Annotated in this window: 19 protein-coding genes and 1 riboswitch; of the genes, 9 read left to right on the top strand and 10 right to left on the bottom strand. The window is 70.9% G+C overall.

What is annotated here, in order from left to right; translation table 11 throughout:
* Positions 1–133: 133 nt before the first annotated feature.
* The 3 genes from ACWELJ_RS28390 to ACWELJ_RS28380 all read right to left on the bottom strand — a co-directional run bounded on the left by ACWELJ_RS28390 (position 134) and on the right by ACWELJ_RS28380 (position 2,970).
* Complete coding sequence (locus ACWELJ_RS28390) at positions 134–943, bottom strand: ABC transporter ATP-binding protein (protein WP_452369185.1); 810 nt, start codon at positions 941–943, stop codon at positions 134–136.
* Positions 944–1,104: 161 nt separating this feature from the next.
* Complete coding sequence (locus ACWELJ_RS28385; protein WP_452369184.1) at positions 1,105–2,136, bottom strand: FecCD family ABC transporter permease; 1,032 nt, start codon at positions 2,134–2,136, stop codon at positions 1,105–1,107.
* Positions 2,137–2,170: 34 nt separating this feature from the next.
* Positions 2,171–2,302: riboswitch (cobalamin riboswitch) on the bottom strand.
* 83 nt (positions 2,303–2,385) lie between these two features.
* Entirely contained in the window at positions 2,386–2,970 is a 585-nt protein-coding gene (locus ACWELJ_RS28380; protein ID WP_452369183.1) for a TetR/AcrR family transcriptional regulator C-terminal domain-containing protein, read from the bottom strand.
* Between the two features lie 110 nt (positions 2,971–3,080).
* Here ACWELJ_RS28380 and bioB point away from each other — a divergent pair, with 110 nt between their 5' ends.
* From bioB to ACWELJ_RS28360, 4 genes are all read left to right on the top strand, one after another.
* Positions 3,081–4,118: a biotin synthase BioB gene (bioB, locus tag ACWELJ_RS28375; protein ID WP_357095183.1), complete on the top strand. Its 1,038-nt coding sequence runs from the start codon at positions 3,081–3,083 to the stop codon at positions 4,116–4,118.
* A 140-nt stretch (positions 4,119–4,258) separates the two neighbouring features.
* Positions 4,259–4,474 (top strand): biotin synthase auxiliary protein BsaP, encoded by a 216-nt coding sequence (gene bsaP / locus ACWELJ_RS28370; RefSeq protein WP_213561023.1) that lies wholly within the window; start codon positions 4,259–4,261, stop codon positions 4,472–4,474.
* Positions 4,474–5,184 carry a DUF2567 domain-containing protein gene (locus ACWELJ_RS28365; RefSeq protein ID WP_452369182.1) on the top strand — a complete coding sequence of 237 codons (711 nt, stop codon included), beginning with the start codon at positions 4,474–4,476 and terminating at the stop codon, positions 5,182–5,184. The genes bsaP and ACWELJ_RS28365 overlap by 1 nt, the downstream gene beginning before the upstream one ends.
* An 89-nt stretch (positions 5,185–5,273) precedes the next feature.
* Positions 5,274–5,456: a hypothetical protein gene (locus ACWELJ_RS28360; RefSeq protein WP_452369181.1), complete on the top strand. Its 183-nt coding sequence runs from the start codon at positions 5,274–5,276 to the stop codon at positions 5,454–5,456.
* On the opposite strand, the gene ACWELJ_RS28355 is transcribed toward ACWELJ_RS28360, so the two are convergent.
* The 4 genes from ACWELJ_RS28355 to ACWELJ_RS28340 form a co-directional block, all read right to left on the bottom strand.
* A complete protein-coding gene (locus tag ACWELJ_RS28355; RefSeq protein WP_452369180.1) occupies positions 5,453–5,896 on the bottom strand; it encodes a hypothetical protein in 444 nt (147 codons plus the stop codon). The genes ACWELJ_RS28360 and ACWELJ_RS28355 overlap by 4 nt on opposite strands.
* Position 5,897: 1 nt before the next feature.
* Positions 5,898–6,239 (bottom strand): hypothetical protein, encoded by a 342-nt coding sequence (locus tag ACWELJ_RS28350; RefSeq protein ID WP_452369179.1) that lies wholly within the window; start codon positions 6,237–6,239, stop codon positions 5,898–5,900.
* A 186-nt stretch (positions 6,240–6,425) separates the two neighbouring features.
* A complete protein-coding gene (locus tag ACWELJ_RS28345) occupies positions 6,426–6,914 on the bottom strand; it encodes a nucleotidyltransferase domain-containing protein (RefSeq protein ID WP_452369178.1) in 489 nt (162 codons plus the stop codon).
* Positions 6,915–6,980: 66 nt separating this feature from the next.
* Positions 6,981–7,649, bottom strand: a complete 669-nt coding sequence (locus tag ACWELJ_RS28340; protein WP_452369186.1) for an NUDIX hydrolase — start codon at positions 7,647–7,649, stop codon at positions 6,981–6,983.
* 167 nt (positions 7,650–7,816) lie between these two features.
* Between ACWELJ_RS28340 and nadA the strand changes: the two genes are divergently transcribed.
* The 3 genes from nadA (at position 7,817) to nadC (ending at position 11,545) form a co-directional block, all read left to right on the top strand.
* Complete coding sequence (gene nadA, locus ACWELJ_RS28335) at positions 7,817–8,848, top strand: quinolinate synthase NadA (protein ID WP_452369177.1); 1,032 nt, start codon at positions 7,817–7,819, stop codon at positions 8,846–8,848.
* A 32-nt stretch (positions 8,849–8,880) separates the two neighbouring features.
* Complete coding sequence (locus ACWELJ_RS28330) at positions 8,881–10,569, top strand: L-aspartate oxidase (protein ID WP_452369176.1); 1,689 nt, start codon at positions 8,881–8,883, stop codon at positions 10,567–10,569.
* A 115-nt stretch (positions 10,570–10,684) separates the two neighbouring features.
* On the top strand, positions 10,685–11,545 hold the full coding sequence (nadC, locus tag ACWELJ_RS28325; RefSeq protein ID WP_452369175.1) for a carboxylating nicotinate-nucleotide diphosphorylase: 861 nt from the start codon (positions 10,685–10,687) through the stop codon (positions 11,543–11,545).
* A 25-nt stretch (positions 11,546–11,570) separates the two neighbouring features.
* Here the strand turns inward: nadC and ACWELJ_RS28320 are convergent, their stop codons facing one another.
* From ACWELJ_RS28320 to ACWELJ_RS28310, 3 genes are all read right to left on the bottom strand, one after another.
* On the bottom strand, positions 11,571–11,753 hold the full coding sequence (locus ACWELJ_RS28320) for a hypothetical protein (RefSeq protein ID WP_452369174.1): 183 nt from the start codon (positions 11,751–11,753) through the stop codon (positions 11,571–11,573).
* A gap of 85 nt (positions 11,754–11,838) precedes the next feature.
* Positions 11,839–12,393 carry a TerB family tellurite resistance protein gene (locus ACWELJ_RS28315; RefSeq protein WP_452369173.1) on the bottom strand — a complete coding sequence of 185 codons (555 nt, stop codon included), beginning with the start codon at positions 12,391–12,393 and terminating at the stop codon, positions 11,839–11,841.
* A gap of 237 nt (positions 12,394–12,630) precedes the next feature.
* Entirely contained in the window at positions 12,631–13,809 is a 1,179-nt protein-coding gene (locus tag ACWELJ_RS28310) for a winged helix DNA-binding domain-containing protein (protein ID WP_452369172.1), read from the bottom strand.
* Between the two features lie 120 nt (positions 13,810–13,929).
* Here ACWELJ_RS28310 and ACWELJ_RS28305 point away from each other — a divergent pair, with 120 nt between their 5' ends.
* Together ACWELJ_RS28305 and ACWELJ_RS28300 are read left to right on the top strand one after the other, a co-directional pair.
* A complete protein-coding gene (locus tag ACWELJ_RS28305) occupies positions 13,930–14,904 on the top strand; it encodes an alpha/beta hydrolase family protein (protein ID WP_452369171.1) in 975 nt (324 codons plus the stop codon).
* 134 nt (positions 14,905–15,038) lie between these two features.
* On the top strand, positions 15,039–15,801 hold a 763-nt coding region (locus tag ACWELJ_RS28300; RefSeq protein ID WP_452369170.1), incomplete at its 3' end, for an NAD-dependent epimerase/dehydratase family protein.

The following is a 15,801-nucleotide window of genomic DNA, read 5'->3' as shown; positions in this document are numbered from 1 at the left end:
GACGGGTGGACGAACGCGTCGGCGGCGACAACCGGTATGACTCCGTCGATTTCATAGCTGGGCATACCCACTCCTCTTCCCCCGGGCGGCCCCGGCGCCGCCTCGGCCCGGATGGTGCGTGCCGGGATCTTGTTCACGAGTTCGCCTTTCGTCCGGTGATCACGAGATGTGTGCCGCCCGAGTCCGGATCGGGCACCCGGCGCGCCAGCACGCCGAACACCTCGTCGAGTACTTCGGGTCGCAGCGCCACGCCGGGAGGTTCCAGGGGGCGCGCCCGGCCCGCGTCCAGCACCAGCACCCGATCGCAGAACCGGTCCGCGAGGGTGAGATCGTGCAGGCTCATCACCACGGTCCGCGCCAATTCCCGCGTCAGCGCCAGCAATTCGAGCTGATGGGTGATGTCGAGATGATTGGTCGGCTCGTCCAGCAGCAGCACCGGCGTGTCCTGCGCCAGCGCTCGCGCGAGCAGCACCCGCTGCCGTTCCCCGCCCGACAGCCGCCCCACCGCCCGCCCCGCGAACCCGGCCAGATCCACCTGGCGCAACGCGTGTTCCACCGCGGCGCGCTCATCCGGCCCGCCCGCACCCCACGGCGGCAGATACGGCGTGCGCCCCAACGCCACCAGCTCACCCACCAGCAGATCGGCCGGCGGCGCTTCGTCCTGCCCGACCAGACCCACCAGCCGCGCCCGCTCCCGCGCCGAAACCTGGTGCACCGGACGGCCATCCACCGTGACCTCGCCCGCGACGGGTGTGATCAAACCCGCCAGCGTTCGCAACAGCGTGGTCTTTCCCGCACCGTTCGGTCCGACGATTCCCACCGTTTCGCCCGGTGACACCGTGAAGTCGACGTCCGTGACAACCGTGCGGCGTCCCGCCCCGCAGGCCAGCGCTGCCACCTGGAGCGCGCCGGGGCTTTCCGCGGCCGGGTGGTGTCGCCGCATCGCGCTGTTTCGCCACCCACGCCGGCGCGGTCGTGGCGCCGGGCCATTCGGGGCCGGGAGGTCGCGGCTGCGCGGCTCGCTCGTCGTGAGCGCGTCGCGGTGGTCCGCTGCGGCGATGGCCTCGGAGGTCGCCGGAGCGGCGTCGTGCGGGTGGCCGGGCCTCATGCCGCACCGAATCGGTAGCTGCGGCGCCCCATCAGGAGCAGGAAGGCGGGGGCGCCGATCAGACCGGTGAGGACGCCGACCGGGATTTCGGTGGGGCGGACCAGGACTCGGGTGGCGGCGTCGGCGATGACCAGGAAGGTGGCTCCGCACAGGGCGCTCGCGGGGAGCAGGGCGCGGTGGCGGGGGCCGACCAGCAGGCGGGCGGCGTGGGGGACCACCAGGCCGACGAAGCCGATGCCGCCGGAGACGGCGACGAGCACGCCGACCAGGACCGCCAGCAGGACGAACAGCGCGATGCGCAACTCGCGCACCGGGACTCCGATGGAGGCGGCCGTATCCGGGCCGAGGTTCAACGCGTCGAGCCAGTTGGCGGCGAGCAGCAACGCCGTGAGGCAGGCCGCGACCACGCAGCCGGGCAACAGGATTCGGGTCCAGTCCGCGCCGGAGAGGCTGCCCAGCAGCCAGAACAGCACCGACTGGGCGGCGGACGGGTCGCTGCTGCGGAAGATCAGATAGCTGCTGAAGGCGGCGAAGGCCGAGCCCAGCACCGTGCCGGTGAGCACGAGCCGCAGCGGCGTGAGGCCGCCCTGGGCCAGGGCGATGAGAAAGACCGCGGCCGCGGCGGCGAAGGCCCCGGCGAGCGCGCCCGCCGAGAGCGCCCAGAGTCCGGCTCCGGCGAACACCCCGGAGGTGATGACCGCCGCCGCGCCGACGCCCGCGCCGGAGGAGACGCCCAGCAGGTAGGGGTCGGCGAGGGGATTGCGGACCAGGGTCTGCATGGCCGCCCCGGCGACCGCCAGGCCCGCGCCGACGATGGCGGCGAGAACGGTGCGCGGCACCCGCAATTGCCACACGATGGTGTCGAGCCCCAGATCGGTGTGCGCGGTGCCGGTCAGCCGGTCGCGCAGGACCGCGAGCACGCCGCGCACCGGGATGTTCTCCGCGCCGAATCCCGTCGCGACGATCATGGCCACGACCAGCAGCGCCCCCATGACGGGCAGGGCGAGCGAGGTCCGCGCGCGGCTCATCGCGGTAGCTCCTCGGGCATGACGCGGCCTCTCCAGAGTGTTGCGCGGCGGGGGAGGTCTGACTCGCACCGGGTTCCGGTGCTCACAGTGGCGCGACCGCTCCGGATTCTCACCGGATTCCCGCACCCGCCTATCGACGAGGGGAACCCTACCGTCCGGAACCTTCGTCGGTTCCGACTGGTCGGTCCATCCCGCGGTCCGACCCCGATCAGCCCGCGCCGGAACTCGATTCGCGGTCCTTCGCGCGGATCAGCGGATTCGCGAACCGAGCAGATGCCGCACACCGCTCACGAACAGCTGCAATCCGAAGTCGAATCGCGCGGTGGCGTCGGGCATGTCGTAGAGCGGCGAGTTCTCCTCGGTGAGCGCGCCCGCGGAATCCATCTGGATGCGCGACTGCTCGTCCACCGTCTGCCCGAGCACGTAGTACAGCAGCGTGTAGGCGGCCAGTTCGGCCTCCTCGCGCGTCATGCCCGCGCGAATCGCGGCGCTGGCCAGCCGTTCCCGGCCCTTGCTGGTGGTGAGTCGCGACGCGTAGGTGGCCGAGACCAGTTCGGCGCCGTCGCGGTAGGCGAGCAGGCTCTCGCGCAGCCGGTGCGCGAGTTCGGTCATCTGCTTGGACCATTCGTCGGCCCGGACCGGCTCCTCCATGGGCGCGAGGATGCGGTCGGCGACCGCGCCGAGCAACGCCTGCTTGTTGGGGAAGTGCCAGTACAGCGCCCCGGGCTGGACGTGCAGCGAGGTGGCCAGGCGGCGCATGGTGAGATCCGCCAGTCCGTACTGGTCGAGGATGGCGATGGCCCCGTCGACCACATCCGTGCGATGGAGTTGCACTGAAGAATCCGACCCTCTCGTGTTCCGGCTCACGTTCCGGGCTGCTAGCCTACCCTGAACACCGTTCAAGTTGCTCGGCCACGCGGCCGGACGAAGGGATTCCCGCGGACATGACCCAGGTAGCCGTCACCACCGAAGCCGGTACCAACGCAGGCGATGACATTCTCGCCATCGCTCGCGAGCAGGTGCTCGAGCGCGGCGTCGGCCTGACCCAGGAGCAGACCCTCGCCGTCCTGCGGCTCGGCGACGAGCGGCTCGAGGAGCTGCTCGGCCTGGCGCACGACGTTCGCATGAAGTGGTGCGGCCCCGAGGTCGAGGTCGAGGGCATCATCTCGCTCAAGACCGGCGGCTGCCCCGAGGACTGCCACTTCTGTTCGCAGTCCGGCCTTTTCCAGTCGCCCGTGCGCGCCGCCTGGCTCGACATCCCCTCCCTCGTCGAGGCCGCCAAGCAGACCGCCAAGACCGGCGCCACCGAATTCTGCATCGTGGCCGCCGTGCGCGGCCCGGACGAGCGCCTCATGGCGCAGGTCGCCGCCGGCGTGGAGGCCATCCGCAACGAGGTCGACATCCAGGTCGCCTGCTCGCTGGGCATGCTCAACCAGGAGCAGGTGGACCAGCTCGCCGCCATGGGCGTGCACCGCTACAACCACAACCTGGAGACCGCGCGCTCGCACTTCCCGAACGTGGTCACCACCCACACCTACGACGAGCGCTGGGAGACCCTGCGCATGGTGCGCGAGGCCGGCATGGAGGTCTGCTGCGGCGGCATCCTCGGCATGGGCGAATCCCTGGAGCAGCGTGCGGAATTCGCGGCCGACCTGGCCTCGCTGGAGCCCGACGAGGTGCCGCTGAACTTCCTCAACCCGCGCCCGGGCACCCCCTTCGGCGACCTCGAGGTGCTCCCGGCCGCCGACGCGCTGCGCGCCGTCGCCGCCTTCCGCCTGGCCATGCCGCGCACCATCCTGCGTTTCGCCGGCGGTCGCGAGATCACCCTCGGCGACCTGGGCGCCAAGCAGGGCATCCTGGGCGGCATCAACGCCGTCATCGTCGGCAACTACCTGACCACCCTGGGTCGCCCGGCCGAGTCCGACATCGATCTGCTCGGCGAACTCAAGATGCCGATCAAGGCGCTCAACGAAACACTCTGAGCGAAATCCACTGAGAGAAAAAGGGGGTTCGGGGCCTATGCCCCGAACCCGTCTCGTACGGTAGGGGTGCGGGGGTTGTCATTCCCCTGGACCTGATCTACCCGCCGAGTTCGATACGCGAAGGATCCATCGAGGTGGTCGTGGACATCGAGGAGCGCTACAACCCTTTCACGGGCAAGCGAGTCGTGCCGGGGCTGGACGATCCGGTACCCCCCGCGGCGGCCCTGGGCCTGGAGCCGCCGCGCTTCTGTGAACAATGCGGTCGCCGCATGATCGTGCAGGTCAGCCCCGACGGCTGGTGGGCCAAATGCTCCCGCCACGGGGTTCTCGACTCCACGAGCCTGGAACACCGCTAGTGGCAGCCACATTCACCGCCGAGCCGGGCGGACTACGCGTCGACGTACTGATGCGGGAAGTACGCGCGGCGGCGGTGGTGTTCACCGCGCTCGCCGCGGTGAGCGCCCTGGCCGGGGTGGCCTGGGCGTATCTGGCTCCCGCGGAACAACTGCTGGTGGTCGAACCCGACCGCGGCACCGCGCTGACCGGTGAGAGCCTGCACCGTTTCGACGCGCTCGCGATCTACGTGCTCATCGGCATCGTGCTCGGCGTGCTCGGCACGGTCGCGGCCTGGCGCTGGCGGCGGGTGCGGGGCCCGGTCCTGCTGACCGGCATCATCCTCGGTTCCGCCGTCGGCGCGTTCCTGACCAAGCTGGTCGGTGAGGCGGTGGCCGAGCAACGCCACGTCCGCCCGAGCCACCCGCCGGTCCACACCATCGTGGAATTCGCTCCCGCCGTGGAGGGTTGGGCCGCCCTCATCGCGCAGCCCCTGGCCGCGGCGGTGGTGATCCTGCTGCTGGCGGCGCTGAGCACCTCCGACGATCTGGGCACCGGCGAATACCTGCCCTTCGGCGGCGCCCGCCCCGACCCGGCGGTCGTCGCCCCGCCCCAGTACGGCTCCGCCATCCTCTACGGCCCCTATCCCGGCAATTCCGGTGCGCCGCAACCGTATGCGCCTCGCGGCCCGGTGGTCCCGTTCGAAGCCCCCGAGCCCGACGCGCCCCGCTGACCGCATCCCGGCAATATTCGCTGGCCCCTCGCGTGTCGTACCCCCTACCGTGTTCGAGTCCACGGATCAGCACCACCTGGGGGGACCCCATGAAGACCGCGCCGCCGGGTAAGCCCGCACCGGCCGATGCCGCCGCACCGGCCGAGCGTCCGGACCTCACCGCGTGGCGTCACCGCCACGAGCTACGCAGATCCAATGCGTCCCAGCCGATTCCGAGCGGCCGCCGCTACCGGCGAACCGCCAAGCATCGCGACCGTTCCACCGATCACTAACTGGCGCTGGACATTCCGGTGATCCGCTTCACGAGACCCGGCAGCGAGTTGTAGTCCTGGATGGTCACGGTCTTGGTGAACTTGGCGGTGCCCTGCGTGGCGGTCAACGTGTAGGTGCCCGCCTGCAGCGGAAACCAGGACAGTGACTGGGTTTCCCCGGGCGTGTACATGACGCCGCCGTCGGAAATCGTGTAGGTGTGTATCGGGGGCGTGCCGAGCACGGTGTTCCCGACGGAGATGGTCACCGGGGTGGTGACGTCCGTCAGGCCGATCACGGTTACCGAACACTCCTCGGTGGTCAGTACGCAGCCCATCCCGTCGGGGCTCAGGTTCCACAGGGAGATCTGGTTCACCGGCAGTGCGGCGTCGGCGGTCCAGGTCGACAGCGGGATCGCCGCGGTCAGCAATCCGGCCGTGAGTACGGCTTTGCGCAGGTTCATGTTATCCGGCTCCCACGATCGGGCAGCCGTAGCCGCGGCTGCCGGTGTTGCAGAGGAAGCGCTTCAGGAACGCTTCCGGCCCGTTGTTGTCGATGATGTGGACTTCGAACGAAGTCGTCTGCGTCGTCTGCTGGACGGTGATCGTCTCGAGGCCGACCGCGTTCGGGGTCCAGGTGGTGTCGAGTTGCCCGGCCGCCGGGGTGTTGGCTGCCCCGGGCAGGCCGGCGAAGATCTGGGTCCCGTTGACCTTGATGGTGACCGTGTCGGTGGTGTCGTAGGTATAGACGTGCAGGTTGCACGGCTGCGAGGTGGCCTGGCAGGAGAGGACGTCGGGGCCACTCATCGAGAGAGTGATGGTTGACGCCGTGCTCGCCGGCGCGGTCGTTTGCAGGGCGGCTGCCAGTAACGCGGCACCCACCGCCGCGGAACGGCCTGTTCTTCTTGATCGCATGGCCGACAGTATTTGTGAATTGCTAGCGTTTCATATCGTTTTCCGGGCCCCTGCTTTTCGGGGCGAGCGCCGGTGCGCTCATCGGTGGGTGTCGGGCAGTGGGAAGCCGAATCGCGCGGCCAGGGCACGGACGTCGTCGAGGTCCTTGGGGGCCGGCGGGTAGGCGGTTTTGAAGGTGAACATCCACTCGGCGGCGATGCAGTCGACCTGTTCGCCGTCGATAGTGCCGGTGCCGGTGAGGGATTCGGCGGGGTAGGCGATGCCGTAGGTGACCGCGCCGCCGGCGTCGTGTTCGAAGACGTGCACGTCGACCGAGGTGTCCGGGCCTTTCGTCATGACGTAGTTCCACGGGGTGTCGTCCGGGCCGGGGGAGCCGAGATATCCCAGGTCCGTGAGGATTTCGTGGACTCGCTCGGCGTCGCGGCGGTGGACGGCGATATCGAGGTCGCCGTGCGGGCGGGTCTGTTCGCCCAGGAGGGCGTCGACGCACCAGCCGCCGTCGATCCAGACGGTGAGCCCGGATCGAGAGCAGGCGTGGTGCAGGGCCAGGACATCGGCGGCACGCATGGGTGCAGCGTAGGGGGTCGGTGGGTCGGTTGTAGTCGGTGACGAAGCCGAAGGTGACATGGGGCCTCAGGCGGGCGGGCGGAAGGCCGCGAACTCGTCGGTCACCCGGATCTCGGAGTCGGTGAAGCGGTAGACCGCGGCCGGGCGACCGCCGGTGCGGCCGGGGGAGGCGGTCTCGCCGGTGGGCGTGATCACCTTGCGGCGGGTCAGCACGCGTTGCAGGTTGGTGGTGTCCACGTCGTAACCCAGTGCCGCGCAATAGATTTCGCGCAGCGTGGACATGGTGAAGGTGGCGGGCGCCAGCGCGAAGGCGATATTGGTGTAGGAGAGCTTGGCGGCCAGGCGGTTTCGCGCGTGGCGCACGACCGTGCCGTGGTCGAAGGACATGGTCGGCAGGTCCGAGACCGGATGCCAGCGGGTGTCGGGCGGCAGCACCGGTTCGGTGGTCAGCGGCACCAGGCCCAGATACGCCGAGGCGATGCGGCGGTCGCCGGGAACGCGGTCGGGATCGCTGAACACCCACACCTGTTCCAGGTGGGTCAGCTCGCGCACATCGACCTTCTCGGCGAGCTGGCGCGCGGCCGAGGCGTCGAGGTCCTCGCCGTCGCGCAGGCGGCCGCCGGGTAGTGACCAGGTGTCCTTGGCGGGGTCGAGGGCGCGCTCCCACAGCAGGACCGCCAATTCGGTGCGCTGGCCGGGCGGGCACCGATCCGACACCGCGCTGCGCCGGTTCATAGCGCTCTCACCTGCACTGATGATTTCGGGGAAGCGACGAACCTGGAACACGGCGGTGAGCGTTTCGTGGATGGTGCTACGATGGGCCACGTTTTCGATTCTAAGTCGAAAACCGTGTGGATGCGAATCGGCGAAGTTGCCGGGCGCATGAGAGAAGGAGCCATGCCATGGCTGCAGCAGTGGGCACGCTGACCGAGCGCATCGCCGACGGGCCGTCGGGTTACACCGGTGTGGACGCCACCCCCGAATGGGCGGCGGAGATCAAGCGGCTGGCGCGCGAGCGCAACGCCACCATCCTGGCGCACAACTATCAGCTGCCGGAGATCCAGGACATCGCCGACCATGTGGGCGACTCCCTGGCCCTGTCCCGGATCGCCGCGGAGGCGCCGGAGGACACCATCGTCTTCTGCGGTGTGCACTTCATGGCCGAGACCGCGAAGATCCTCAGCCCCGAGAAGACGGTCCTCATCCCGGACCAGCGGGCGGGCTGCTCGCTGGCCGACTCCATCACCGCCGACGAACTGCGCGCCTGGAAGGCCGAGTACCCGGACGCGCTGGTGGTCTCCTACGTCAACACCACCGCCGCGGTGAAGGCCCTGACCGACATCTGCTGCACCTCCTCCAACGCCGTCGACGTGGTCGCCTCCATCGACCCGGACCGCGAGGTGCTGTTCCTGCCGGACCAGTTCCTGGGCGCGCACGTCAAGCGCGTGACCGGCCGCGAGAACATGCACATCTGGATGGGTGAGTGCCACGTGCACGCCGGCATCAACGGCGACGAGCTCAACGAGCAGGCGCGCACCCACCCCGACGCCGAGCTGTTCGTGCACCCCGAATGCGGTTGCGCCACGTCGGCTCTCTACCTGGCCGGCGCGGGCGAGTTCCCGGCCGACCGCGTGCACATCCTGTCCACCGGCGGCATGATCGACGCCGCCAAGGCCGCGAAGTCGAACCAGGTCCTGGTCGCCACCGAGGTCGGCATGCTGCACCAGCTGCGCAAGGCCGCCCCCGGCATCGACTTCCAGCCGGTCAACGACCGCGCGTCCTGCCAGTACATGAAGATGATCACCCCCGCCGCCCTGCTCCGCTGCCTGGTGGAGAACCGCGACGAGGTCCATGTCGACGCCGAAACCGCTGCCCTGGCCCGTAATTCGGTGCAGCGCATGATCGAGATCGGCAACCCGGGCGGCGGCGAGTAGCCACGCCCACCCCGTCAGGGGAGGGATGAGCAATGGTGAATACATCGATTTCGGTCACCTGGGAAGCCGAGGCCGACCTGGTCGTGGTGGGCGGTGGCGTGGCGGGTCTGACCGCCGCGCGCACCGCCTCCCGGCACGGGTTGCGGGTGCTGACCCTGAGCAAGGGCGGACCCACCGACACCTCGACCCAGTACGCGCAGGGCGGGATCGCGGTGGTCGCGCCGGACGGGGATTCGGTGGAATCCCATGTGCACGACACCGTGGTCGCCGGGGCCGGACTGTGTGACGTCGAGGCGGTGCGGTCCATCGTCGAGGGCGGTCAGCAGGCCGTCGACGCGCTGACCGACCTGGGCGCGGTCTTCGACCTGGGCTGCGACGGCGAGGTGTCACGCACCCGCGAGGGCGGGCACAGCACCCGCCGCATCATCCACGCGGGCGGTGACGCCACCGGCGCGGAGGTGCAGCGCGCGCTGAACGCGGCCGGACTGCCGGTGATCTTCGGAGCCGCCGTCCTCGACATCGTGACCGGACCGGACGGCGTGCGCGGCGTCCTCGCGGCGTCGGAGCGGGGATTCGGCATCGTGCACGCCCCGGCCGTGCTGCTCGCCACCGGCGGCCTCGGTCAGCTCTACGCGTGCAGCACCAATCCGGCCGGCGCCACCGCCGACGGGATCGCCCTCGCGCTCCGGGCCGGGGCGCTGGTGTCGGATCTCGAGTTCCTGCAGTTCCATCCGACCGTGCTGTTCACGCCGGGCGGCCTGGGCCGCCGTCCGCTGATCAGCGAGGCGGTGCGCGGCGAGGGCGCGATTCTCGTGGACTCCGAAGGCGATTCGGTGACCGCGGGCGTGCACCCGCGCGGCGACCTGGCCCCGCGCGACGTGGTGTCGCGCGCCATCGCGGCCCGCATGCAGGAGCTCGGAACCGACCACGTCTACCTCGACGCCCGCGCGATCGACGGCTTCGCGCAGCGCTTCCCGAACATCACGGCCTCCTGCCTGGCCGCGGGCATCGACCCCACCACCGACCTGATCCCGGTCGCCCCCGCCGCCCACTACCAGTGCGGCGGCGTCCTCACCGACCCCTCCGGCCGCACCACCGTCCCGGGCCTCTACGCCGCGGGCGAGGTGGCCCGCACGGGTCTGCACGGCGCGAATCGCCTGGCCTCCAACAGCTTGCTGGAGGGCCTGGTGATCGGCGAACGCGCGGGCACGGCGGCCGGGGAACGTGAGGGCAGGGCGAAACCGATCACCGAGGTCGGACCGCTGCGTTTCCCGCGCGCGGACCGGAAGCTCTTGCAGGAGCTGATGACCGAGCACGCCGCCGTGGTCCGCGACGGCGACGGCCTGCGCGCCGCCATCCTGCGCCTGGTCGGCCTGGTCACCGACAACGACGCCCCCGAGATCACCGTCGAATGGGCGCTGAACCGCTCCGCGACCGACGCCGAGGGCGACGAGTTCGCCGAGCACGCCGATGCGGCGGCCGCCGTCATCCGTGAACTCGAGGATTCCGCGCTCACCCTGACCGCCCGGGCGCTGCTCGTCGCGGCCGCGGCGCGCACCGAGAGCCGCGGCTGCCACACCCGTTCCGACCATCCGGAGCCGCGGGAGGAGTTGCGGCGCAGCACCACCGTGCGGCTCGGCTCGGACGGGCGGCCCAAGCTGGTCACCGACGGCGCGCCGACCCCCTCGTGGGACGAGGTCGCCGTCCCGGCCGCGTCGTGAACCACCGCGGAGCGTCGCGCCTGACGGCGGCGAGCGTCGCTCCCGCGAACACCACTGCCGCGCCGGGCGATAGGGCCCGGCGCGGAGGACAACTCATCGATCTAGGAGTGCAGTAATGGCTCTCGACGCCGGACTCGACCGCGACGAGGTGGTCGCGCTCATCCGCACCGCCCTCGATGAGGATCTGCGGTACGGGCCCGACATCACCACCCTGGCCACGGTTCCCGCGGACGCGGTGGCCAAGGCGGGCATGGCTTCCCGGCAGCCGGGGACCGTCGCCGGGCTCGATGTCGGGCTGCTGGTGCTCGACGAGGTGCTGGGCGCGGGCAACTACGAGGTGACCGGTCGGGTGCCGGACGGGACCCGGGTGCGGCCGGGCGATACCGTGCTGAGTGTGGTGGCGCCGACGCGCGGCCTGCTCACCGCGGAACGCACGCTGCTGAACCTGGTCTGCCACCTGTCCGGCATCGCCACCGCGACCGCCCAGTGGGTGGACGCCGTCGAGGGCACCGAATGCCGGATTCGCGACAGCCGCAAGACCCTTCCGGGCCTGCGCGCGCTGCAGAAGTACGCGGTGCGGGTCGGCGGCGGCGTGAACCACCGCATGGGTCTCGGCGACGCCGCGCTGATCAAGGACAACCACGTGGTGGCCGCCGGCTCGGTGCTCGCCGCGCTGCGCGCCGTGCGCGAGCTGAACCCGGACATCGAGTGCGAGGTCGAGGTGGACAGCCTCGAACAGCTCGACGCCGTGCTGGCCGAGGACGTGGAACTGGTGCTGCTGGACAACTTCCCGCTGTGGGCCACCCAGGCGGCGGTGCAGCGCCGCAACACCCGGTCGCCGCGCACCAAACTCGAGTCCTCCGGCGGGCTTTCGCTGGACATGGCCGCCGACTACGCGCGCACCGGGGTCGACTACCTGGCCGTGGGCGCGCTCACCCACTCGGTGCGGGTGCTCGACCTCGGACTGGACATGTAGCGCGGCAACCGTTGCCCGGACCGGTTCAGGTCCGCGGTGCGGGCGGGTCGACGAGCCAGCCGATGCCACCGCAACCGGTGCACAGGATGGCCGAACCCGCCTCGGAATAGCCTGCGGCCCCGGTGCCTTCGCACCACGCGCAGTACCGCCAGCCCCGATTCGGGTGGACGGTGTCGAGCAGGATATTGAGAAACCCTTGGATCGCCATGCAGAGTGGATCCCCTCGCTGGGCAGCAAACGTCCCAAGAATGCGGGACCGCTCCGGGCAATGTCCAGCAAAAGCCAGGGGGGCTTTACAAGTCGACGGCGCGAGGGTCCAGACGCAGCACCTGGCATGCCTCGCGCAGCACCGTCGCCGCGTGTGCTCCGAGTTCGCCCTCGGTTCGCCCCACCGTCACTCCGATGCGCAGCACGGCGGCGGCTTGGTCGGGGTACTCGGTGGCCTTGGCGATCTGGGCCATCACGTAGGCGTGGCCGAACGCCGGATCCATGATGAGCCGGGCGCAGTTGTCCTCGAACCGGTTTCGCAGATCCTCGGCGGGCCGGCGGCCGAGCACCTCGTGCGCCCCGATCAGCTGCGCCACCCGCATCCGCGCCGCCGGATCGATGCGGCCGCCGGTCGTGGACAACACCGCGCACATGCCCAGCGCGGCATCGCGGAAGGCGTCGCCCCACAGGTCGTCGCGCCCTCCCGGCAGCCCGGTGAGATGCGGCGCGGACCGTGTGTCCGGGGCCGTGGACCGGGTATCAGGGGACGCGGACCGTGTGTCCGGGGATCCGGCGGGCGCGACGGCGGCCGGATCGGTGCGCGGGGCAGCCGGGGAGACCAGCCGATTCGAGAACGCCATGACACACTCCGAAGAAATGGCCGAACCTGTGGGCTTCTCCGCGTTCGCGGAGCGAACCAATGGTGCAGTCGCGGAGCGAACCAAGGGTTCAGCCGGGCCCGGATCGTGCGAACAACACCGTCGACAGTAACAGTCCGCCGTCGCGGAGCCCGCAGAAATTCTCCGAATACTCGCGCACAGCAACCTTCTTCGGCGCGCCCATGATCATCGGGCGCGCCGCGGACGGCCGCCGCGGCCTCAGGCGGACAGTTCGCGCTCGAGCGGTGTGCGGAAGCGGGGGATCGGGCGGACCTCGCCGTACCAGCCGCGCATCCGGTCCGCCTCGGCGGCGATGGCGCGTTCGGCGTCGGCGCCGACATCCTCGAGCAGCCGCCAGGCGATGTCGCCGTCCGGTCGCTGCGCCCAGCCGCCGACGATGCGGCCGTCCCACCACACCGACGGCCCGATATTGCCGTTGCGGTCGAACAGCGCCGGCTGATGCGGTCCCAGATACCAGTCGCGCGATTGCCAGCCCATCGGTGTGGGATCCAGCGCGGGCAGCAACGCCGCCCACGGTTCGGGCGCGGGCGTGGGCTCCAGATCGTCGGCCAGCACCAGGCCGGTCTCGCCGCCCAGATCCACTTCGGCCGTGTCCACCAGCGCCAATACCTTGCGCACCTCGCCCAGCGTCCAGCCCGTCCACCATTTGAGATCGCTCACCGGGGCTGGACCGAAGGCGCGCAACCACTTCCGGACCAGCTCGGCCCGGGCCCGCTCGACCGGCATGGCCGCGATCCCCTCGGGCAGCCAGGATTCGATCGGCGCCCAGGTGTATTGGCTGCTGGACCAGCTCCCATTGGGTCGCCCGCGCACGATCCGGCCCTCGCAGCCGAGGGTGACCAGCACCCAGGTGGTGATATTGGTGGGCTTGGAATACGGCTTGCCCGGCGCGGTGTCCACCTGGGTCCGCAGCTCGGGCACCTCCTTGCTCAACTGCGCTCCGGTGGCCGCGCCGCGGACCAGCAACGCGTCGTGCGTCTTCGCCTCGACCCGGTTCCACCAGGTCGTGACATTGCCCGGCACCGCCCCGGACTGTTCCAGGTAGCGCCCGTAGGTCTTGCGTTGTTTGTGGGCGAGCGCGTCGGCGACCGCGGCCTGCAGCACCGGCACCAGATCGATCGGCGCGACGAACATGGTGCGCCGCATGGCCAGCATGCGCAGCAGGGTCCGGTCGTCGTAGAGCGCTTTCTCCACGTGACCGGTCTCCAGGTCCGCCGAGCGCGCCGCGATGGACAGGTACACGGTGGCCGGGTCGGTCGCGTGCAGGACGACCAGCGACTCCACGATGGACTCGACGGCATCGCCGCGCTCCGCCGCCGCCAGCCGGTGCCGCACCCCGAGTCGAGCCCGCCGCTCCGCGGCATCCATCGAACGCATGGTCGAATCCTAGCCGCCGGCAGCCTGATTCGGGCGCATCGCGCCACATCGCGCCCGGCGTGCCGACCGGCCCGGCGTGGGTTCCCGGCCGGGCCGTCCGCGCGTGCGACGATGCCGGACGTGCGTGCTCATCGGCGAGGGTTGCGGGTAATCGGTGCGGTCGCGGGCGTGGTGGCGGCGGCGATGGTCGGGCTACCCGCGATCGCGGGCGCGGCCGACGACGGCGTGTCCATGCGGCCGATCAGCCTGACCGTCGACGGCGAGACCGCGACCGGCCGCGTCTACGAACCCGAGGGCGGGGCCCGGGCGCTCATCGTCGCGGTGCACGGCCACGACGGCAGCGCGAGCGACTTCCCCGACTACCTGGCCTCGATCGTGAAGAACACGGGCGCGGCCCTGGTCACCATGGATCAGCGTTCCGACGCGAGCGCCTGGCGTACGGGGGAGTGGAACGTGTGGGCGGGCTGGCGCGACACCCTCGCCGCCACCCAGTGGTACCGCGGCGAACACCCCGGCCTCGGCCCGACCGTGCTGTGGGGCTGGAGTCAGGGCGGCGTCACCAGCGGCCTGGCCGCCGCCTACGCCCCGCCCGGCACCTACGACTACTGGGTCGACACCTTCGGCCACGCCGGCGATCTCACCGCCTGGCTGGAAGCCAACCTGGCCGGCAAGCAACTGCGGCCCGAGATCGAACGCGATGCGGGCGGCTGTATTCCGCTGACCTGCCCGCAGGCCTACATCGACCGGTCCCCGGTGCTCATGCCCGGGCGCATCGACGTCAAGCGGGCGGTGCTGGTGCACGGCACCGCGGATACCGTGGTGCCCTACACCAGTTCGGTGGAGATGCGCGCCGCCCTGACGCTCGCGGGCAAGCGGGTGTCCATGTACACCGTCGTCAGCGGCCGCGATCTCGACGGGCGCGTGGTGCCCGGCGAGCACGGCATCAATCCGGTGTTCTTCGAATCCGGTTGCGCGGTCATGCGACTGCTGCAGGGCACCGAGCCGCTCGGCGGCGACCACGACTATCTCATCGATGTCGGCGCGGGTGTCAACACCGCCCCGCCCGCCCCGGCGAACGCGAAATGCGCGGCCTGACAACCGGTCCCGTGCGGCTCCGCTGACACGCCCGGTCGACGCGCCGGGCGCGGGCCGACCACGGTGCCGCACGATCGCGCGCCGAACACTAGGCTCGGCCCCGGCATCGGCAGGGCGAGACGGGATGAAGCGCAATGAAAGTCGTGGTGGCGGGAGCGACAGGGGCGATCGGACGGCCATTGGTGACGGCGCTGCGCGCCCGCGGCCACCAGGTGTACGCGATCACTCGCGACGGCCGCGGCGCGGAGGTGGCGCGGACGCTGGGGGCCACACCGCTGGTCGCCAATGTGATGGACCGCTCGGAGCTGTTGCGCGCCACCGACCGGCTCACCGCCGACGCGGTCATCCACCAGCTCACCGCCTTCCGGCACGCGCCGTCCACCCACTATCACTCGCCGGGCCTGCTGCGCACCAACGCCTTACGCGAGACCGGCGGCAAGCACCTGGTGGAACTGGCCCAGCGCGCGGGGGCGCGCCGGTACCTGACCCAGTCGGCGATCTTCGGCTACGGCATGCGCGACCACGGCCCGCGGCCGGTGACCGAGCAGGACCCGTTCGGCCGCATTCCCGGCGATGTCAACGACGGCCTCATCGGAGCGCTGCACGAGGCCGAATGCCACGCCTGGCGCGCGCCCGGCATCGACGGAATCGCCCTGCGCTACGGCGTCTTCTACGGGCCCGGCGCGTCCGCCGCCTTCGCCCGCGCTCTGCGGCGGCGACTGTTCCCGCTGCCCAGCGCGACCACCGGGCACACCGGCTTCGTGCACGTCGAGGACGCCGCCGCCGCGACCGTGGCCGCCCTCGAACGCGGCACTCCCGGCCAGGCGTACAACATCGTCGACGACGAGCCCGCCACCTGGGAGGCCATGTTCGACGCCGCGGCCGAGGCCGTCGGCG

Source organism: Nocardia sp. NPDC004582, assembly GCF_053602115.1.
The sequence above is the reverse complement of the archived record's forward strand: the minus strand, read 5'-3'. Positions and strand labels throughout refer to the sequence as shown.

Excerpts from the sequence above, each read along its gene's own strand:
- ACWELJ_RS28390 (WP_452369185.1), bottom strand. The coding sequence starts at position 943 with ATGCGGCGACACCACCCGGCCGCGGAAAGCCCCGGCGCGCTCCAGGTG.
- ACWELJ_RS28385 (WP_452369184.1), bottom strand. The coding sequence starts at position 2,136 with ATGAGCCGCGCGCGGACCTCGCTCGCCCTGCCCGTCATGGGGGCGCTG.
- bioB (WP_357095183.1), top strand. The coding sequence starts at position 3,081 with ATGACCCAGGTAGCCGTCACCACCGAAGCCGGTACCAACGCAGGCGAT.
- ACWELJ_RS28360 (WP_452369181.1), top strand. The coding sequence starts at position 5,274 with ATGAAGACCGCGCCGCCGGGTAAGCCCGCACCGGCCGATGCCGCCGCA.
- ACWELJ_RS28355 (WP_452369180.1), bottom strand. The coding sequence starts at position 5,896 with ATGAACCTGCGCAAAGCCGTACTCACGGCCGGATTGCTGACCGCGGCG.
- ACWELJ_RS28350 (WP_452369179.1), bottom strand. The coding sequence starts at position 6,239 with ATGAGTGGCCCCGACGTCCTCTCCTGCCAGGCCACCTCGCAGCCGTGC.
- ACWELJ_RS28345 (WP_452369178.1), bottom strand. The coding sequence starts at position 6,914 with ATGCGTGCCGCCGATGTCCTGGCCCTGCACCACGCCTGCTCTCGATCC.
- ACWELJ_RS28340 (WP_452369186.1), bottom strand. The coding sequence starts at position 7,649 with ATGAACCGGCGCAGCGCGGTGTCGGATCGGTGCCCGCCCGGCCAGCGC.
- nadA (WP_452369177.1), top strand. The coding sequence starts at position 7,817 with ATGGCTGCAGCAGTGGGCACGCTGACCGAGCGCATCGCCGACGGGCCG.
- ACWELJ_RS28330 (WP_452369176.1), top strand. The coding sequence starts at position 8,881 with ATGGTGAATACATCGATTTCGGTCACCTGGGAAGCCGAGGCCGACCTG.
- nadC (WP_452369175.1), top strand. The coding sequence starts at position 10,685 with ATGGCTCTCGACGCCGGACTCGACCGCGACGAGGTGGTCGCGCTCATC.
- ACWELJ_RS28320 (WP_452369174.1), bottom strand. The coding sequence starts at position 11,753 with ATGGCGATCCAAGGGTTTCTCAATATCCTGCTCGACACCGTCCACCCG.
- ACWELJ_RS28315 (WP_452369173.1), bottom strand. The coding sequence starts at position 12,393 with ATGGCGTTCTCGAATCGGCTGGTCTCCCCGGCTGCCCCGCGCACCGAT.
- ACWELJ_RS28310 (WP_452369172.1), bottom strand. The coding sequence starts at position 13,809 with ATGCGTTCGATGGATGCCGCGGAGCGGCGGGCTCGACTCGGGGTGCGG.